Origin of the sequence: Bacillus sp. AFS055030 (assembly GCF_002574545.1) — a bacterium.
In the GTDB taxonomy this organism is placed as follows: Bacteria; Bacillota; Bacilli; order Bacillales; family Bacillaceae_G; genus Gottfriedia.
On the sequence record NZ_NUGT01000037.1, the window covers coordinates 1 to 19,287 of the forward strand.

The 19,287-nt window shown below is 32.0% G+C and carries 15 protein-coding genes and 1 pseudogene; 10 read left to right on the top strand and 6 right to left on the bottom strand.

Features of this window, described 5'->3' with window-relative positions; genetic code table 11:
- Window positions 1–382: 382 nt before the first annotated feature.
- The 5 genes from CN925_RS15100 to CN925_RS15120 all read right to left on the bottom strand — a co-directional run bounded on the left by CN925_RS15100 (window position 383) and on the right by CN925_RS15120 (window position 8,085).
- Complete coding sequence (locus CN925_RS15100) at window positions 383–1,327, bottom strand: GDP-mannose 4,6-dehydratase (RefSeq protein WP_098847049.1); 945 nt, start codon at window positions 1,325–1,327, stop codon at window positions 383–385.
- Window positions 1,328–1,456: 129 nt separating this feature from the next.
- Entirely contained in the window at window positions 1,457–3,769 is a 2,313-nt protein-coding gene (locus CN925_RS15105) for a bifunctional glycosyltransferase/CDP-glycerol:glycerophosphate glycerophosphotransferase (RefSeq protein ID WP_098847050.1), read from the bottom strand.
- A gap of 175 nt (window positions 3,770–3,944) precedes the next feature.
- The gene (locus CN925_RS15110; RefSeq protein WP_098847051.1) at window positions 3,945–6,257 is read right to left on the bottom strand and encodes a bifunctional glycosyltransferase/CDP-glycerol:glycerophosphate glycerophosphotransferase; all 2,313 of its coding nucleotides are present in this window, start codon (window positions 6,255–6,257) and stop codon (window positions 3,945–3,947) included.
- Between the two features lie 89 nt (window positions 6,258–6,346).
- Complete coding sequence (locus CN925_RS15115; RefSeq protein WP_098847052.1) at window positions 6,347–7,372, bottom strand: ribitol-5-phosphate dehydrogenase; 1,026 nt, start codon at window positions 7,370–7,372, stop codon at window positions 6,347–6,349.
- Window positions 7,369–8,085 (bottom strand): IspD/TarI family cytidylyltransferase, encoded by a 717-nt coding sequence (locus tag CN925_RS15120; protein ID WP_098847053.1) that lies wholly within the window; start codon window positions 8,083–8,085, stop codon window positions 7,369–7,371. The genes CN925_RS15115 and CN925_RS15120 overlap by 4 nt, the downstream gene beginning before the upstream one ends.
- A gap of 301 nt (window positions 8,086–8,386) precedes the next feature.
- Here CN925_RS15120 and CN925_RS15125 point away from each other — a divergent pair, with 301 nt between their 5' ends.
- The 7 genes and pseudogenes from CN925_RS15125 to CN925_RS15155 all read left to right on the top strand — a co-directional run bounded on the left by CN925_RS15125 (window position 8,387) and on the right by CN925_RS15155 (window position 15,856).
- Window positions 8,387–9,601: a glycosyltransferase family 4 protein gene (locus CN925_RS15125; RefSeq protein ID WP_286138395.1), complete on the top strand. Its 1,215-nt coding sequence runs from the start codon at window positions 8,387–8,389 to the stop codon at window positions 9,599–9,601.
- Window positions 9,594–10,916, top strand: coding sequence for a glycosyltransferase (locus CN925_RS15130; protein ID WP_098847054.1), 1,323 nt, complete (start codon window positions 9,594–9,596; stop codon window positions 10,914–10,916). The genes CN925_RS15125 and CN925_RS15130 overlap by 8 nt, the downstream gene beginning before the upstream one ends.
- Window positions 10,917–11,017: 101 nt before the next feature.
- Window positions 11,018–12,088, top strand: coding sequence for a glycosyltransferase family 2 protein (locus tag CN925_RS15135; protein WP_180232977.1), 1,071 nt, complete (start codon window positions 11,018–11,020; stop codon window positions 12,086–12,088).
- Between the two features lie 279 nt (window positions 12,089–12,367).
- Window positions 12,368–13,651: a nucleotide sugar dehydrogenase gene (locus CN925_RS15140; RefSeq protein WP_098847056.1), complete on the top strand. Its 1,284-nt coding sequence runs from the start codon at window positions 12,368–12,370 to the stop codon at window positions 13,649–13,651.
- Entirely contained in the window at window positions 13,648–14,448 is an 801-nt protein-coding gene (locus CN925_RS15145) for an ABC transporter permease (RefSeq protein ID WP_098847057.1), read from the top strand. The genes CN925_RS15140 and CN925_RS15145 overlap by 4 nt, the downstream gene beginning before the upstream one ends.
- Window positions 14,449–14,460: 12 nt before the next feature.
- Window positions 14,461–15,231, top strand: a pseudogene (tagH, locus tag CN925_RS15150) (teichoic acids export ABC transporter ATP-binding subunit TagH); the annotation flags it as partial.
- Between the two features lie 106 nt (window positions 15,232–15,337).
- Window positions 15,338–15,856 carry a VanZ family protein gene (locus tag CN925_RS15155; RefSeq protein ID WP_180232978.1) on the top strand — a complete coding sequence of 173 codons (519 nt, stop codon included), beginning with the start codon at window positions 15,338–15,340 and terminating at the stop codon, window positions 15,854–15,856.
- Window positions 15,857–15,884: 28 nt separating this feature from the next.
- On the opposite strand, the gene CN925_RS15160 is transcribed toward CN925_RS15155, so the two are convergent.
- The gene (locus CN925_RS15160) at window positions 15,885–16,295 is read right to left on the bottom strand and encodes a pyridoxamine 5'-phosphate oxidase family protein (RefSeq protein ID WP_098847060.1); all 411 of its coding nucleotides are present in this window, start codon (window positions 16,293–16,295) and stop codon (window positions 15,885–15,887) included.
- 257 nt (window positions 16,296–16,552) lie between these two features.
- On the opposite strand from CN925_RS15160, the gene cax reads away from it, so the two are divergent.
- From cax to CN925_RS15175, 3 genes are all read left to right on the top strand, one after another.
- Window positions 16,553–17,611 carry a calcium/proton exchanger gene (cax, locus tag CN925_RS15165; protein ID WP_098847061.1) on the top strand — a complete coding sequence of 353 codons (1,059 nt, stop codon included), beginning with the start codon at window positions 16,553–16,555 and terminating at the stop codon, window positions 17,609–17,611.
- 27 nt (window positions 17,612–17,638) lie between these two features.
- The gene (locus CN925_RS15170; protein ID WP_286138397.1) at window positions 17,639–18,247 is read left to right on the top strand and encodes a YczE/YyaS/YitT family protein; all 609 of its coding nucleotides are present in this window, start codon (window positions 17,639–17,641) and stop codon (window positions 18,245–18,247) included.
- A gap of 89 nt (window positions 18,248–18,336) precedes the next feature.
- Window positions 18,337–19,146 carry a YfkD famly protein gene (locus CN925_RS15175; protein WP_098847062.1) on the top strand — a complete coding sequence of 270 codons (810 nt, stop codon included), beginning with the start codon at window positions 18,337–18,339 and terminating at the stop codon, window positions 19,144–19,146.
- Window positions 19,147–19,287: the final 141 nt, after the last annotated feature.

A 19,287-nucleotide genomic window follows, 5' to 3' on the forward strand; every position in this document is an offset into this window, starting at 1 on the left:
TGTTTAAGTTGACATTTATATCCTGTTTCATTTTATGAATTATTTTAATTAGTTTATCAGCTGCCTTATTACCTTTTTTGTAATTACCATCCAAGGTTGCTTGCCCTTGGATAACTGCATTTTTAATAAACTCATCTATTAACATTGAATTGTCATTTTGCAATTCCACCCCTCCCTCAACTCAATATTACCAAAATAACAAATATATAGGTAAAGTCTTATTCCACTAAACTGCCATTTACTTGAATAAGCAAATCAACATTATTTTATAACAGAGCCTTTTTATTAAACAAAAATGAAATAAAAACGACTAAACCTTTTGCTTGCCTGTAAATTACAGTAAACAAAGTTTAGTCGTTTTTGTTTTCGATATGGTTTAAGTTTAGTCAACAGCCTTATTAGCTTGTTCAATATAATAATTCAATGTTTTTTCCAGTCCTTCATACAAAGTGTAGGCTGGTTGCCAATTTAATAATGAGTGTATTTTTTCATTTGTTAAATAGCTATCATGAATATCCCCACTGCGTTCATCTTCGTATCGGACTTCAATTTTTCGGTTTAGAATTTGTTCAGTAATATCTAATAATGTATTTAAAGATGTTTTTTTATTTGTACCAACATTACATACATCATTTGCTGGTTTTTCTCCAGCTAGGAAGTTTGCTGAAACAATATCTTCTACATAGATGTAATCTCTAGTTTGCTCGCCGTCTCCGAAAACTGTGAAAGTAGAATTTGATAGGATTTTGTCCATTAGAATACTAATCACTCCGCCTTCACCTTTTGGATCTTGGCCAATACCATATACATTGGCATATCTTAAAATCGTATAAGAGATGTCATATAGTTGATGGTATACATTTATGTAATATTCAGGTGTTAATTTTGAAATGCCATAATATGAAATAGGCTGTTTTTGATGGTTTTCATCCACTCCTAAATAGACTGGGTTACCGTAAACAGCTGCTGAAGAAGCATAGACTAGCGTTACTTCTTTTTGTTCTCTTAGTTTTTTCACAGCTTCTAATAAATTGATTGTACCTAAAATATTAATTTTTGCGTCTTCTAAAGGATTTTGGATTGAAAATTGAACATCGATTTGTGCTGCGTGATGATTGATGATATCTGGCTTTTCTTTTAGTACGATATCAATAAATTTAGAATGACCAATACTTTCTTCGTAAAAAGTAACATTTGGTGGAAGAGTAGCCATGTTTCCGCTTGAAAGATCATCTACAACTACAACTTGGTAACCTTTGTCTACATACATTTTTACAAGATTCGAACCAATAAAACCAGCACCGCCTGTAATCAAGATCTTTTTCATAAAACTTCTCCTTAAATAATGTACTAGCAATCATAGATTTCTTTATCTATTAACTAAAATTATGATATTTAATTTTACCATAGGAATACAAACTAGACCATGTAAAATAACTAGTCGGCAAGAGCCTCATTATTTAATTAAAGTTTGAATTAGTCTTTTAGCTGATTGGCCGTCTTGATATTTATTAAAACGATGATTAAACTCAGCTACTTTTTGAAGATTGTAGTTATCTTCTTTTATGATGTTAATGATTTCATCAGTTGTTCTGACAATTGGTCCTGGAACAAACTCTTCATAATCATAGAAAAAGCTTCTTTCATCTAAGTATTCTTCAAGGTCATATGCATAAAAGATCATTGGTCGTTCTAAAATTGCATACTCAAATACAAGTGATGAGTAATCACTGATTAGTATATCTGTCAGATAAAGTACTTCATTCATATCATGATTGCCTAAATCAATGACAAAATCTTTAGCCTCTTGTGGAATAACAATTCCTTTTTTAACGGCTGGATGTAGTTTAAGTACAAGGACATACTCATCTTGAAGTTGATTGGCCATTTGGATTAGGTTTAATTGTAATTTAAAATTCTTTCGCTCTTTCGGGCTACCTCTAAATGTTGGTGCATAAGTAATGATTTTTTTGCCTTTCAGCATTGGATACTTATTGAAATATTTTCGTTTTACAGACTCTAACATTTCTTCATTATAAAAAAAGTCCGTTCTTGGTAGACCTAATGCTAAAACTTTTGATTCAGGAACGTTAAATGCTTCTGCATAAAAAGGAATGATCTCATCGCAAGAAACAATCACATTCGAATAAGAGGTATGTGCTTTAATTTCAAAGTCCTCACTATTACTATCTTTATAACCTACTGCAGAAAGTCCAAATTTTTTAAAGGCTCCACATGCATGCCATACTTGAATGACTTTCGTATCTTTTCGTAAATTTACATTATAAAGAGGTCTATGGTAATCATTTAGTATGACATATTTTGCGCGTCCAAAATCATAATACATTTTACATAGCTCAGAGAAATTACGCTTTCGAATAAAATGGCCAATAATTTTGTATTCTGGTTTTGTTTTAATTAGTTCTTCGTATATAAAATAATAAGAGTCTTGAAGTCCAGTTGATTTATTTGATGCAAAAATAATCTCATTTTTCATTGGGAGCATTTTTGCAAAATTTAAGACAACCCGTCTAGCGAAGGCACTTTTTATGCGACTTGAGAATTTGTTTTTTCTTTTTTTGTTTGCTTTCTTTCTGACTAGACTATTAATAGGGGATATACTGTTTTTTCGAACGGCCGCTAAACAAGCATTAACTTCTAATTTGTGCTGTGAAGTTATTAATTGATGCGCCATTTCTGGATTTAATCGTTCTTCCCAAACTTTTAGAAGGTCTAAATGTATTCGTTTAGCTTCTGGGCTCATAAAATGATATCGATTAACGATTTCATACGATAGAATCCGAGGTATTGCTGGGATTTTGTTATAAAGATTCAGATCAATTTTATTAACAAATTCCAAAAATAGTTTTAAACTCTCAACTTGTGCCTCTGTCTCCATACTTCGAATAGCACTATTAACTGCTGGCCATATATCTGCCATGACGATTCTTTGGTAATAATGTGCTTTTAATTGATTACGTTCAAATTTGTTTTCAATGTATTGATCCCAAAGAGGATCGGAAATTGATAGACTCTTTAAAATATCGTTTAAGACTTTAACAGAATTAACTCTGACAATTTGAGATAAGGAAATATTATCTTCAGCTTCTCTAGAGCGATAGTAATAAATAACTTTATCAACGGTGAAAATTTTATTTGCTTTTAAGTATGCTTCTATGATAAAAGGGTGGTCCTCAGTTACTTTTATATTTTTAGGAAAATTGATATTTTTGACGTGGCTAGCTTTAAATAGTTTGTTACATGGTCCAAGTGAATAGAGTAGTCCTGGGGTTGAGAGTAATGATTTTTCTCCAGGTATATTTACTCCATTACTAACATGACTGCCAATAAACCATTTTTGCGTACTATTAAAGCTTAATGATTGCCCTGTAACAACCTCTGCATTCTCATCAATTGCTGCTTGGTACATTGCTTCGACTGCATCGTGAGGCAATAAATCATCAGAATCGACAAAGCCGATATACTCACCTCTAGCAATCTTTTTACCATTATTTCTAGCCGTACCAGGTCCGCTATTATCTTGAATACCTAATACAATATTTGGATAATCTTTTGCATATTGTTTAATTAATTCAACACTTTGATCACTTGAACCATCGTCTATAAATATAATTTCGATATTTTCAAGTGATTGATTAACTAAGGATGAACAGGTTACTTCAATATATTCCTCTACATTGTATACAGGGATGATTAAACTAACTTTAACGTCCATTAAATCAGGGTTGATTATTAACTCAAAACTCATCAATTTTTCCTCATTTCAAACGATTAAATAAAAGTTTATTTATTAGTTAAAAGTAATTTTGTCAAAACGATTGGAAATTATTCCTATGTAAAGGATTTATGAATCGGTTCAATCAAAGAAAAGGCAAGTAAACAGATAAATCCACAGATTTAAATGATTACTTGCCTTTTACACATTATTTAATTAATGTTTCTACGAATCTTTCTGAAGCTCGTCCATCAGCTATTTCATTGAAACGTTGGTTGAATTCTTTCACTTTGTTTAAATCAAACTGATCTTCTTCGATTAAATCGATAATTTCTTTTGTAGTTGAAGTAATTGGACCTGGTACAAATTCGTGGTAATCATAGAAGAAACTTCTTTCTTTCATATAGTTCTCATAATCATATGCAAAGAAAATAACAGGTCTTTCAAGTAATGCATACTCAAATAATAATGAAGAATAATCACTTATTAAAATGTCTGTCATTAATAATACTTCATTAATATTCTCATTACCTAAATTCAATACAAAATCACGAGCAGATTCAGGGATTTTTACATTATTCGTAACTGCAGGATGCAATTTTAGAACAAGTACATAATCTTCCCCTAATTTTTCTTGCATTGAAGCTAAATCAAGTTCCAAATGAAACGTTTTTCGATCTCTTGGGTTTCCTCGGAATGTTGGAGCATAGGTAATAATTTTTTTATCTCTTAATTTTGGAAATCTATTTAAGAATTTTCTACGAACATAATCCTTTGTCACATCGTCAAAGAAAAGGTCAGTTCTAGGTAGTCCTAAAGGTAATACATTTTTTGGATCTATATTAAATGCCTCAGCGTAATGAGGTACAACTTCCTTCGTTGAAACAACAACTTTTGTATATGGTTTGTGAGCATTTGTTTCAAATTGTTTTGGATTACTATCGGCAAAGCCTACTGCACTATGTCCAAACTTTTTGAATGCACCACAAGCATGCCACATTTGGATTACTTCTGTTTCTTTTCTAAAATTCATTTTATAAATTTGGCGGTGATAGTCATTTAGAATAATATATTTAGCACGGCCAAATTGGTAGTATGTTTTACATAAATCAGAGAACTCACGTTTTTTTAAGAAGTCATCCACTACTTTATATTGTGGGCGTTTGTTTCTAATTTCTTCGTAAATAAAAGGATATGAATCATCAAGACCTTTTGATTTATTTGATGCAAAAACAATTGTATTTTCTACAGGTAGTAAACTAGCAAACTTAAAAACTACTCGACGTGCAAATGCGCTCTTAAAACGACTCTTCATTTTATTGATGCGTTTTCGGCGATCACGTTTGCTAATATGACGCTGAATTGGTTTGATTGAATTTTTTTGTAATGCTTTTAAACACAAGTGTGTATCAAATTTTCGACTAGAGTTTTTCAATGTATGCATTGTACCTGGGTTACTAAGTTTTGCCCATTCTTTTAACCAGTTTAAATGCAATTGTTTTGCCTTTTGTGATAATAGACCATAATGAGGTACTAACTCGTATGATGTAATTCTAGTTAAGGCAGGTACTTTATTATATAACTTATAGTCAAGTGTCTTAAGCCAATCATAAATTAATTGAAAAGCTTCTTCTTGAATTGAAGCATCTTTTGAACGAACGGCGCTCATAATAGCAGGCCATAGATCAGCTGTCACGATACGATGGTAATAAACACCCATCACATCTAAACGCTCTAGTTCGTTTTGAATTAAACGATTCCATAATTGATTAGAATAACTTAAACTTTTTAAGATATCACGTAAAACTTTAACAGAATCAACGCGTACTACTTGTGAAAGAGAAAGATTTGATGCTTCTTCACGATTACGGTAATGATAGATTACTTTATCAACTGTAAAAATTTTATTTGCTTTTAAATAAGCTTCAATAATAAATGGGTGGTCTTCCGTTACTCTAATATCAGTTGGGAATGACATATCTTTAATTAAAGTCGATTTAAACATTTTATTACAAGGGCCTAAAGAATATAATAGTCCTTTATTTGCAATAAGTGATTTAGTACCAGGAGTATATACACCATTATTAACATGGCTTGCGATATACCAAGAACGAGTACTATTAAAGCTTAAAGAAGCGCCCGTAACGACTTCAGCATCTTCAGTTATTGCTGCTAGATACATAGTTTCAAGTGCATCTTCAGGTAATAAATCATCAGAATCTACAAAGCTAATGTATTCACCTTTAGCTAAAGTTAATCCATTATTTCTTGCTACACCTGGACCAGCGTTTTTCTGAATCGCATATAGTATATTTGGATACAAGCTTAAAAGGTCATTGATAATGTTTGGCGTATTATCAGTTGAACCGTCATCAACTAATATAATTTCAATTGGACTTAATGTTTGTTTGGTAAGTGATTCAATTGTTTCTTTAATATAATTTTCTACATTATATACAGGAATAATGATACTAACCTTAGGTTGATCAATATTAGATGGTCTTACTACTTCAAAATTCATTTTAAGTATTTTCTCCTCATTATTAAAATAGTTTATGAGTTATATGATTAACATAAAAAAGAGGAGAGCAGTATCCCCTCAAATTTATATTATATTTTCCATTCCATAACTGATTTTCCCCAATTAGTTGTTAAATCACGTTCGAATGCATTATGAATATCATCGATACTACGAATTTCATTTACATCCCCAATTAGAGTCTCTAAATATTCGACTACTTCAGGGTTCTCATGAAGGAAGTTAACAGTTTCCACGAAGTCAGAGCGTCCACTTCGACTGCTACCTATTAACGTAATTCCTCTTTCAAGGATCATTCGCGTATTGATTTCAACAGGATATTCAGATACGCCAAGTAATGGAATCGAGCCTTCAGGTTGAATGTGATTAATAATTTGCTCAACAGCGTATTGACTACCAATACCACCTACACATTCAAAAGCATGGTCGACTGTTACATCTTCAGGAACTTCATCAATTTGATACGTTTCATCTGCAAATGAGAAGTAGCTTAATTTTGAATGGTTTTTACCAAATACATATACTTTACTTTCTGGATAGCGCTTTTTCAGGATTAGAGCTGTAATAAATCCTAAGTTTCCATCACCCCAAACGCCTAACACATCACGACGTTTGTGCGCTCGTTCTTCGAATCGGACAATTGCATGCATGCTTACACTGATTAATTCAGAGAATGCTGCAACTTGCAAGTTTATGTCTTCTGATAATCCTACGACACGGTCTCTTTCAAGAAATACATAATCTTGCATGAAACCATCATAGCCACTTGAGCGAAATTTACTCGTTTTTAAATAATTTTCAGCAATGACATCATCAACTTGAGTAGGTGTATTTGGAATCATCACGACATGTGTGCCAGTTTTGAATTCGCCTTTTGGATCATAGACAACTTTACCAACACCTTCATGGATTAATGCCATTGGTAATTTTTTGGCCATCGCTTCTTTTCCACGAGTACCAGTATAGTATCGTTGGTCAGCTGCACAGATTGACAAATGTGTTGGACGGACAACGATATAATCACCTTCTAAAGATTGTTCTTTATAAGTGATTTCAATTTGTTTTGTTGAAACTAAACGATAGATTTGATTAATCATTTTGTTGTCACCTGATCCTTTAAAAGTGCATTTGCTACTTTTAAGTCATACGGAGTTGTAATTTTCATATTAAAAACTTCACCTTTAACTAGCTTTACGTCTACACCTTTTAGAAGACAAATTTTACAAGCATCAGTTAAAATTGCTTTTTGTTCTGAATCTAATTCAGAATAGTGTTTTGTCAGTAGATTAATATTAAAACTCTGAGGAGTTTGTCCTTGATACATTGTATTTCTTACTGGAATATCTGTAATTGTATCGTGATTAGTAGATTGAATGATTGTATCAACAGCCTCAATAACCGTATCAACAGCTCCATATTTAAGAGCAGCATCAATATTTTCTTCGATAATTCGATGAGTTAAGAATGGTCGAACAGCATCATGTGTTACGATAATATCTTCATCAGTAATTTCAAAGTTTTGTTGTAAATAGCGAATACCACTCATAATTGATTCATTACGGTCGCTACCACCCTCAACAACAGCGATACGGTCATTCGTACCAATATACTTTTTGATAATATCTTTTGTATGTTGAATCCATTCTTTTGGCGTTACAACTAAAATCTTTCTAAAGTCGTCATTTAAGATGAATTTTTCTATTGTATGGATAATAATTGGTCGGTTATTCAGTGCTAGAAATTGCTTTGGCATACTAACATTTCCCATGCGAGTACCTTTTCCACCCGCTAATATTTCTGCATAAATCATTCATTTCACCTGCTTTTTAATTTTGGAATTAATCTGTCAAGTAAGGATATTTTAATAAAATACCCAAAGTATACAAAAAAATTACATTTCGTCAATTGTTGATTTTACATAAGTTTAATAATATCAAATAAAAAATAATTAGTCGACATTATACTATATTATTCGATGGTATAGTACAAGTAGCTTCAAATTAAATGATTGATTATTAGAAAAATGGTAAAAAAGAATGGTTTATGGTAAAATATCGTATATTTTGTCTAGTTAGAGTTGATGATTATTTTATTCAGGAGGTAAGACATTCTTGGGCTTACATAAAAAGAAGATTTTACTTATTTCGCAACACTTTTATCCAGAAATAGGTAGTGCAGCAAACCGTATGAAAAATATTTATATAGAGTTAAAGGAAAAGGGTTTCGATGTAAAAGTACTAACATTAGAACCTAGATATCCTAGTCGTGAATTATATGAAGATAAACAATTTTGGAATGAACCATTAGTTGACGAAAAGGATGTCATTCGAATTGATCCTTCAATCAAAAAACACTCTGGAAGTATTTTAAAGAGATTATATTTATATTTGGAAGTTATGGTACGATTTATTGGTACTATTTTTAAACAAAAGGCTGAATTTGATTATATTTTTGTTACATCTCCGCCGATATTTGTAGGTGTGGCAGGTTTAATTGCTAAATGGAAGTTAAAAGCTCCACTAATATTAGACATAAGAGACTTATGGCCAGAGTCATTAACTGGCGTACAAGTTTTCTCTAATCCTTTCATTTTAAAAACGGCATATAAAGTAGAAGAAATATTATATAAAAAAGCAACAAAAATAATTGTTAATAGCCGAAGTTTTATCGACTATATGACAAATAAAAATGTTAGCAAGGATAAAATTACATTTTTACCTAATTCATTAACTGAAAGTGAATTGGCATATAATGAAGAGCAGCTAGAAGATGAACCGATCACCGTTATTTATACTGGGAATTTAGGCTTAGCACAGGACTTGCATAAGTTTATGAAAACTGCTGCAATCTTAAAGGACAATAAATCAATTAATTTTTCGATTATTGGCTATGGGAAAAATACAGGTGAAGTGAAGAATTATATTGAATCGAATGGATTATCAAATGTAACACTTCATACTGCGAAATCCCGAAACGAAACATTAAAACTTGTCGCAAGTGCTGATATTGCTTATGTAAGTTTAGTAAACCAAGAAGTGTTTAAAACGGTTTTACCAGGGAAAATAATTGATTATATGTGTGTGAAGAAACCAATCATTGGAGATGTAGCAGGGTATGCAAGTGATATTATTCATGAAGCAAACTGTGGAATGATCTTAAAAGAAGATTCGCCTGAAGAATTGGTTGAAAATATTTATAAACTTGCAAATGATCCATCTCTCCGAAAAAAATATGGAGAAAATGGTTATCAATATGCATACAAAAATCTACGTTGGAAAACGAATATTAATGTGTTATTAAAAGTGATGGAGGATATCCATGAATAAAAAGGTTTGTGCGTTTGTATTTAATCATTTTACGAATGATGCACGTGTACTGCGTGAATGTTCTGCACTAGCAGAAGTCGGATATGATGTTGATTTAATTGCTTTACATGATGATTCAAAAGAATTGCCAAAAAGAGAACGTATGGAAGAAGGATTTAATGTTATACGTGTAAATAATCGCCTTCCATTTGGAATCTATCATCTTGTATATTATTGTGCAAAGATCTTTAACTTAGTAAAAAGTAGTTTATTAATGAAACTAGTTGCTATTTTACTTGTCTTACTTGGTTTATTTTTAAATGCAGTTGCAACGATTATCATTGCTGCTGTAATCGTTCTTTTTGGTAATCGTTATATGAAAGTGCTATTAACTAGAGGCTATAATATTTTACAAATGATTTATCATGGGCTTAAAAGGGATTATGATATTTATCATGCGAATGATTTAAATACCTTACCTCAAGGAATTATTTGCGCAAAAGTTTTCAAAAAAAGTAAATTAATTTATGATTCACATGAAGTTCAATCTAGTCGATCTGGTTATGAGAATCCGATTTTTGGTAAAATTGAGAAGTTCTTAATTAAATATATTGATGTGATGATTCACGAAAATAATACTAGAGCAAAATATACTCAAGATTTATATCATATTGACTATCCTGAGGTCATTCACAATTATCCATTTGTATCAAAGCCGGAAGAAAGTCATGCGATTAATCTTCATGAAAAACTAGGAATTAGTGAAGACGAGCCGATTCTTCTTTATCAAGGTGGTATACAAAAGGGACGTGGGTTAGAATTAATTGTAAAAGCTACTCCTTTATTTAAAAGAGGAATCGTTGTTTTTATTGGTGATGGAAAAATAAAGCCTACTCTTTTAAACTTAGTAGAAGAGTTACAATTACAAGATAAAGTGAAATTTATTGATAAAGTACCAGTTGATGAATTGCTGAATTATACAAGAAATGCTTATCTAGGGTTTCAAGTATTAAATAATATTAATTTTAATCACTATTCAGCGTCTTCGAATAAGTTATTTGAATACATGATGAGCGGTGTACCAGTTGTTGCTTGTAGCTTTCCAGAAATTCAAAAGGTAGTTGAAGGTGAACATACTGGTGTATGTGTAGACTCCCACGATGTTGATTCAATTGCTGAAGGTGTGAACTATTTATTAGACAATCCTAAAGTTCGAGACGAAATGAGCAAAAATTGTCTACAAGCAAGACATAAATATAATTGGAATAATGAGAAGAAAATTTTCATCGGAATTTACGAAAAAGTTTTATATGGTGAAAAGGCAATGGTAAGCTAAAAATTTTTCGATTATGTGAATATTTTAGTAGGGAAGGTAAAAAGAACTAGGGATGATGCCATATTTCTTTTTACCTTTCTATGCATAGAGAGGTATGCGAGATGACCATTTATAAGTTAAGTGTTGTAGTTATTAACTATAACAAGGAGAAATTTATTGAGGAAAGTTTACAATCTGTCATAGATCAGTCTTTAAAAGAGATAGAACTGATTGTTGTTGATGACGGTTCAACTGATAAAAGTAGCGTTTTAGCTGAGGAATTCACAAAAAAGTATCAAAATGCAAAATTTATTAAGCAGGAAAATAAAGGACCAAGTGCTGCAAGAAATACAGGCTTATCTCATGCAAGTGGGGAATATATTGCGTTTTTAGATGGAGATGACATTGCTTACCATGATGCATATGCCAAATTATATTCTTTAGCAAAAAAATATAATGCAGATACGGCAGTCGGTAATATTTTATGCTTTAACGGCGAAAAAACTTGGCGTTTAAATTATATGGAAGACATTTTCAAAGAAGATTTACCAGAAATTAGACAGATTCTTGACTATCCAGAGCTGCATCTTACACCATCTGCTAGTAATAAATTATTTAAAAAAGAACTACTTGAGCGCGAGGGGATTCTATTTCACGAAGAACTTCGTGTCGGTGAAGATTTATTTTTTACGGAGAAAGCTTTACTACAATCAAACTGTACAGTTGTATGTGATGTAGATGTCATTGGCTATCGAGTTGAAGATCCAGAAAATAGTTTAATTAAATCTGGGTCCATTCAATTTTTTAAACAATTAGTCGTACTTCAAAAAGAGCTACGTACTTATTATGAAGCAAATGGTTTTACAAATGATTTAATCCATATAGAAAGAAGACAACTTAAATTCTTTATTAACTCTATTAATATAAAAGCAAATAAACTAACAGCTGACGAGAAGCTAAATCTTGCGTCTGTTGGTAATGAATTTATGAAAACAATCCGAAATGAATCGATCAAAGATGAGCTTAGTGTTGTCCCAAAGTTCATTGCAGAGACATTACGATTAAAAGATAAACGAGCATTAAAAATGTATTTATCCTTAAAATCCAACCCTAAAATGACAAAAAATAAGTTAAGAAAAGTAGTTTATCTTCTTTCACTATTCTCTTTACGATACAAGTTTGTTAAATCTTAGTTAATTTAATGTAAAATAGAGTCGAATCGTGAAAATTAATTGTAAGATTAATAAGATAAATAGATATTTATTGAAATATAATTTCTACTAATTTAAAATGATGATTGGTGCTTTTTCATTGTTTCCTAAAATGAAAAAGTAAGTTATGAAGACATAAGTTTTATCCAACTATCCAAAAAGTTACTAATTATGACGTTTACTATAATCTAATTATCAGTAAACTATTAGTGAAGCGAAAGAGTAGAAATTAGTAAAATTTCTGAAAGAGGTTATAGTAAAATGAAAATTTGCACAATTGGACTAGGGTATATAGGATTACCAACTTCTGCAATGTTTGCGAAGTATGGCGCAAGTGTTGTAGGTGTAGACGTACAAAAAAGTGTTGTTGATAAATTAAATTCTGGAGAAATTCATATAGAAGAGCCTGGATTAGGCGAAATGGTTAAAGAAGTAGTAGAAAAAGGATTTTTCAGAGCGTCTTTAACACCTGAAGAGGCGGATGCATTTATTGTTGCAGTACCAACACCTAATAATGATGATGAGAATAAATCTTGTGATTTATCATATGTACTAGACGCGGTTCAAAAAGTCATTCCTTTCTTAAAAAAGGGGAATGTATTAATCGTTGAGTCAACAATCGCACCTAGAAGTATGGACGACTTTGTCAAACCATTAGTAGAACAAGCTGGATTTACTGTCGGTGAAGATATTTATCTTGTTCACTGTCCAGAACGTGTATTACCAGGCCAAATTTTACATGAATTAATTCATAATAATCGTATCGTAGGCGGAATTACAGCTGCATGTAGTGAAGCAGGGGCAAAAGTGTATCGTACATTTGTAGAAGGCGAAATCATTCAAACAGATGCAAAAACTGCTGAAATGTCTAAACTAATGGAAAATACATTCCGTGATGTAAATATTGCTTTGGCAAATGAACTAACAAAAATTTGTAACTCATTAGAAATTAATGTATTAGATGTTATTCAAATGGCAAACAAACATCCACGTGTAAACATTCATTCACCAGGACCAGGTGTTGGGGGTCACTGTCTTGCTGTTGACCCATACTTTATTGTAGCTAAAACGCCTGAATTAGCTGGTATGATTAAATTATCTCGTGATACAAACGTATCGATGCCTAAATATGTTGTTGATTCAGTAAAAGGACTAGTTTCAGGTATAGATAATCCTAAGATTGCAGCATTTGGTGTGACATACAAAGGTAATGTAGACGATATGCGTGAAAGTCCTGCAATGGAAATTATTGAGTTATTGAACGAAGAAGGACTAAATGTCACAATTCATGATCCACATGTAACTTCTGATAAAATTAGTGTTTTATCTGCTGAAGAAGCTGTGGAAGATGCAAGCTTAATTCTTGTATTAACAGATCATAATGAATTTAAAACGATGGACTACAATAAACTTGCTAAACAAATGAAGCAAGCTGTACTATTTGATACACGTAATTGTGTACCAACTTCAAGTGATTCTCATATGAAATTTGTTAATTACGGTAATTTATATAAAGAAATAAAGAAGAATGTGGTTGATTTATGAGTAGTATAAAAACAGTTTTACAAGAACATGCTAAAAACTTATCTTTAATTTTTCGTCTTTCATCATATGAAACACGTAAAGAATACGCAGATAGCCAACTAGGTGTAATTTGGGTATTTTTAAACCCACTATTTCAAATAGCTGTTTACTGGATAACGTTCGGATCGGGAATTAGGGGTGGAGCTCCAGTTAATGGAATACCGTTTCTTCTTTGGATGCTTTGTGGATTAATTCCGTGGTTCTTTATTAGTGCAGGAATCATGCAAGGGTCAAGTTCTATTTTTAATCGAATCGGAACAGTTTCAAAGATGAATTTTCCGTTAAGTATTATTCCGTCATATGTCGTTTTATCTAGGTTCAATACACATTTATTCATGATGGCCGTATTATTAATTGGTGTGATTATTAACCAAGGTATCGATCAGATGAATATTTTTGCTTTGATCTATTTTATGATTACGGGCTTGATTTTTAATATTGCCCTTGCATTACTGACATCTACTTTATCTACAATGGTTAGAGATGTTCATTTATTAATTCAATCTTTTACTAGAATGCTTTTATATTTAACACCTATTCTGTGGGAACCAAAAGGATCAAATCTATTAACTCAATTGATGAAACTTAATCCGTTTTACTATATTGTAGAGGGATATCGAGGCGCATTGTTATATGGCCATTCCGATATTATTTTCTCTGGTTATACTTTTTACTTTTGGGGTGTATTGTTAGTCTTTTTCGTTATCGGCTCAATTTTTCATGTTAAATTCAGGAAGCAGTTTGTTGATTTCCTATAGAAGGTGAAATGTATGACAAAAAAAGTTGTTTTTAAAAATGTAACAAAAAAATTTAAAATTTATAATAAACCGACTGACAAGCTGAAGGATTTATTCTTTGGTGGTAAAGGCGGAGAGTATTTTCATGCCTTAAAAAACATTTCCTTTGAAATTGAACAAGGTGAAATTGTAGGAATCATTGGTTTAAATGGTTCAGGGAAGAGTACAATGTCTAATTTAATCGCTGGTGTAACAATGCCAAATGAAGGTGAAGTTGAAGTAAATGGAGTTGCTTCACTTATTGCCATCCAAGCTGGATTAGATAACCGATTAACTGGTTTAGAAAATATTCGACTTAAAGGATTGATGATGGGTCTTACGATAAAGCAAATTGAAAAAATCACGCCTGAAATTATTGAATTTGCCGAAATTGGAAAATTTATTAATCAACCAGTTAAATCCTATTCAAGTGGTATGAGATCAAGACTTGGATTTGCGATCTCTGTCAATATCGACCCAGACATTATGGTAATCGATGAAGCATTATCTGTTGGTGACCCTACCTTTACAAAACGTTGTTTAGATAAAATGAATGATTTTAAAGAACAAGGTAAAACAATCTTCTTTATTAGTCACTCATTAGGTCAAGTTCGAAACTTCTGCACGAAGGGTTTATGGATTCATTATGGAAAATTAGTTGAGTATGGTGAAATAAATAAAGTATGCGATAACTATCAAAAATTCTTAACTGAATATAATAAATTAACACCTGCAGAACGTGCAAAAGACCGTGAACAAAATATGCATGTAAGCCAATAAAGGAAATAGACACTTTATGAAAAAGATTTTCTTCATAATAGTGTCTATTTTAATAGACTTTTATAGATACAAAAATGTATTGGAAAGGAATATGATGGAATCCAAAAGTAAAACTAGAATGTTTATTGGTTATTGGATACCTGTGATCCTTATAGCTAGTATTATCTTTTATTCATCGGCAACACCATATGAAAAACAAGATATAAGACCAGAACTAAGCCATTTAACATTTTTATATGATGTAATGAAGCACTTTACCTTTGTCCATTTTAACTATGCTGGACATGAAGTCAGTATAAAAGAGCTTGGAGTAGCAGGATTCACAGAATTCCTTATTCGTAAACTATCCCATTTCTCAATCTATCTTTTACTTGCCTTTTTTGCGACAAGATTAGCAAAGCTTTATGTGAAGAAAGCATTTTTATTAGGCGTAATTTTTTCAATCCTTTATGCAGCTTCAGATGAATTTCACCAATCCTTTACTGCAAATCGAACGCCGTTAGTACATGACGTAGTAATTGATTCAATCGGGGCAATAGTCGGGGCTTGTTTATTTTTAATCATAAATAAAAAACTTAAGGCGAAAGTTCAAAAATCCATTCGAGTATGATCGAATGGATTTTTTTGTTATTTGTTATTCACAGCTTCATAAAAGTAGGTTCTGTACCTGCCTTTTCTACATATCCGATTTTAATTGGGTTCATTTGAATGAGTACATAGTTTGGATCATCTGGACCTTCAATCCATCTAGACAATTCTTCAGTCCATACTTTCTCTTCTGGCGCTGCGTTTTCAATTACCTCAGCTCTTGCAAACATCTCTACAAAGTTATCATCTAATCGGTCACCATCGTGTCCAAGTAATATATGTACATTTGGATTATTTTTTATATCGTCTACTTTTTGTGAATTCTTATTTGTAGCGATATAAGGTGTTAAGCCTTTAAAGAAAAATATCATGTAACAACTATGCGGAAAGTCCTCGCGAATGGTTGTAAATAGACCTAATTGTTTCGCTTTGAGTACTTTCATAATATTTTGTTGAATCATTTTTTAATAACTCCCTCCTAGTTCAGAAGAAGGAAGGTAGAAAACTATTCTACCAACCGGATCTCCAACTTATGTAATTCTAGTTCTCGAGGTCATAATCCTTTGAGCAATATAGATTAAAATGAAACTTTTATTTAAGTAATTGATGGTTTTAGCTACCAACACTTTAAGTGTTTGTTAATTGTTTTACATTTAAACCTATTTTTTTAAGCCTTTTGCATATGATATTTATAAGGAAATTTATTTAGGGGGTAATTATGACTCAGCGTTTATTTTTTATCATTACGTTAATAGGCGTACCATTATCGGTAATTGGAAGCTTAATGCACTGGAGTGAAATTCTTTTATTTATCATCTTCTGTGTAACGATTATTGCTTTGGCAGGAATTATGGGAAGAGCTACAGAGAGTTTAGCGATTGCGGCAGGTCCACGAATCGGGGGACTATTAAATGCAACATTCGGTAATGCCGTAGAGTTAATTATTGCGATTTTTGCATTACAAAACGGATTATCAGAAGTTGTTTTAGCGTCATTAACGGGTTCTGTAATCGGTAACTTACTTCTTGTAGGTGGACTTTCCTTTTTTGTCGGAGGGCTAAAGTTTAAGCGTCAAAGCTTTAATGTTTACGATGCAAGACATAATTCTGGCTTGCTGATCTTTGCAGTTGTACTAGCCTTTGTTATTCCTGAAATATTTTCAGTTAACATGTCTCCTGATAAAGAGATGACACTTAGTGTAGGCGTTTCGATTGTTTTAATGATTTTATATTTAGCTGCTTTATTCTTCAAATTAGTAACACATCGTGGGGTATACGTTGCTAAAAATCAAGAAGTTGAAGAAGAACATGAAGAAGCTGAATGGGGAACAATGAAAGCCATGATTATTTTAGCATTAGCTACGGTAGCGGTTGGATATGTTTCGGAAAAGCTAGTTCACACGTTTACGACAGTGGGAGATAAATTCGGATGGACTGAGTTATTTATCGGGATTATCGTTGTTGCAATCGTCGGTAATGCTGCAGAACATGCATCAGCAATTGTAATGGCCTATAAAAATAAAGTAGGAGTTTCAGTAGAAATCGCTGTTGGTTCATCTCTACAAATCGCTATGTTCGTAGCGCCAGTATTAGTAATCTGTTCTTTATTTATAGGGGAAAGAATGCCATTGATTTTTTCTATGCCTGAATTAGTTTCGATGGTTACTTCTGTATTTTTAACAATTGCTATTATGAATGATGGGGATACAAACTGGTTTGAAGGGTTAACCTTATTAGCTGCTTATTTCATTATGGGGATTGGTTTCTATTTATTATAAAAAACTAAAATTGAAGGTGGTAATTAATTGAAAATAATCATACGTGTTATTTTTTATCTAATTGGATTACTATTTTTAACTTTAGGAATTAGTCTAGCCATTAAAGCTGAGCTAGGAGCTAGTGCATGGGATGCATTAGCAGTTGGGGAGTCGAAAACCTTTGGCTTATCTGTTGGAAATTGGATTATCATTAACTCATCAGTACTATTGTTTGTAAATGCTTTTTTGCAAAAGAAAAGACCTGATTGGCTTGCTGCGATTACGTTTATTTTAATTGGACGATTTCTTGATTTTTGGCTAACTGTAGAGTCAGAGTATTTATTTGATTCAAATATTGTCACTAGGTATATCCAATTAGTACTAGCTATCTTGAGTATGACGATTGGTATTGCGATTTATTTACAAGCAAAGTTTCCGTTAAGTCCAATTGATGATTTAATGATCTCGCTAAATAAACGGTTCGGAGTAAGTTTAGGGGTGGCTAAAACGATTGGTGAGGTGTTTGCTTTAGTTTTAGCTTTTTTACTTCAAGGTCCAATAGGCATCGGTACTGTCTTAATTACATTCAGTATTGGTCCTATTTTGCAGAGGTTAAGAGGACCAGTAGAGAAACTATATATTAGGCTAAGTTCATAGCAAAATTTTCACTTTAAGGAATACATATATTTGCATAAACTGTTCATGCTAAGAGTAATAATTTCCTTATTTGTGAAAGGGGCATGAATATGTCTAAATGGTTAAAGCCATTCGTTCTTTTGAATATAGCTATTTTAATTATTTCTTTAAATAATGGACAAACAACTTTTGCAGCAGCAGCTAAATCAGAAATCAAAGTCCCACGTTCGGCTGCCAATGTGACAAAAGAGAATACTTACCCTAATCCAACTCAAGACCTTCCAGAACTTCAACCAGGGGGATTAGCAAAGCAATTATTAAATTCATCAAATGTAAAAATAGAGAATCCAAATCTAATTCGTATGTTTAATGAATCCTCTGTCAGCAAAGCGCCATTTGCAGTAGGCTATAATGCAAAGATTTACTTAGGAGTTTGGCCGTTAAATTACGAATCAAATGAGACAACAATTAATTGGCAATATAAAAAAATAAATACGAACTTTCTAGATAATCGAGGAGAAAAAACGTATAAACGAATTAAATACTACCAAAATTCGCAACAAATTATTAAAGGTGGCTTAACTGCTAAAGTAAGAAACGCAGATGAGGTCATTAATTTAATGATGCATGATGCATCAGAAAAAACAACTCTTCCACTAGCATTCCAAACAGTAGTTGGAGCTGGAACTAAAAATGAAAGAGTATATAATGTACCGCCAAAGCAACTCGGCTATTTATATGCATATGCTCCTGCAGTTAATGAAAAAGGAAAAGTTACTTTTGGAGAAGTTTATTTGATTTTAAAAGGTAATAAAAGATCGCTACAAGTTAAAAATGTCGTTTCACAAGGTGTAGGTGCATGGATTCCTGTTCAAGATTATGTATCCTTTGGTTATTTTACTTCGGCACACCCTAGGTAATAGAGAAATCCACAAGGTAGATTAGTTTCCTTGTGGGTTTTTGTGCTTTAAGTAAAAAAGAACTTGCCATAAAGACATGTTCTTTCAGAGTATTGAAAAATGATCTTGTTTTTCCTTCCACATGAGGAAGTATCTTTCAAA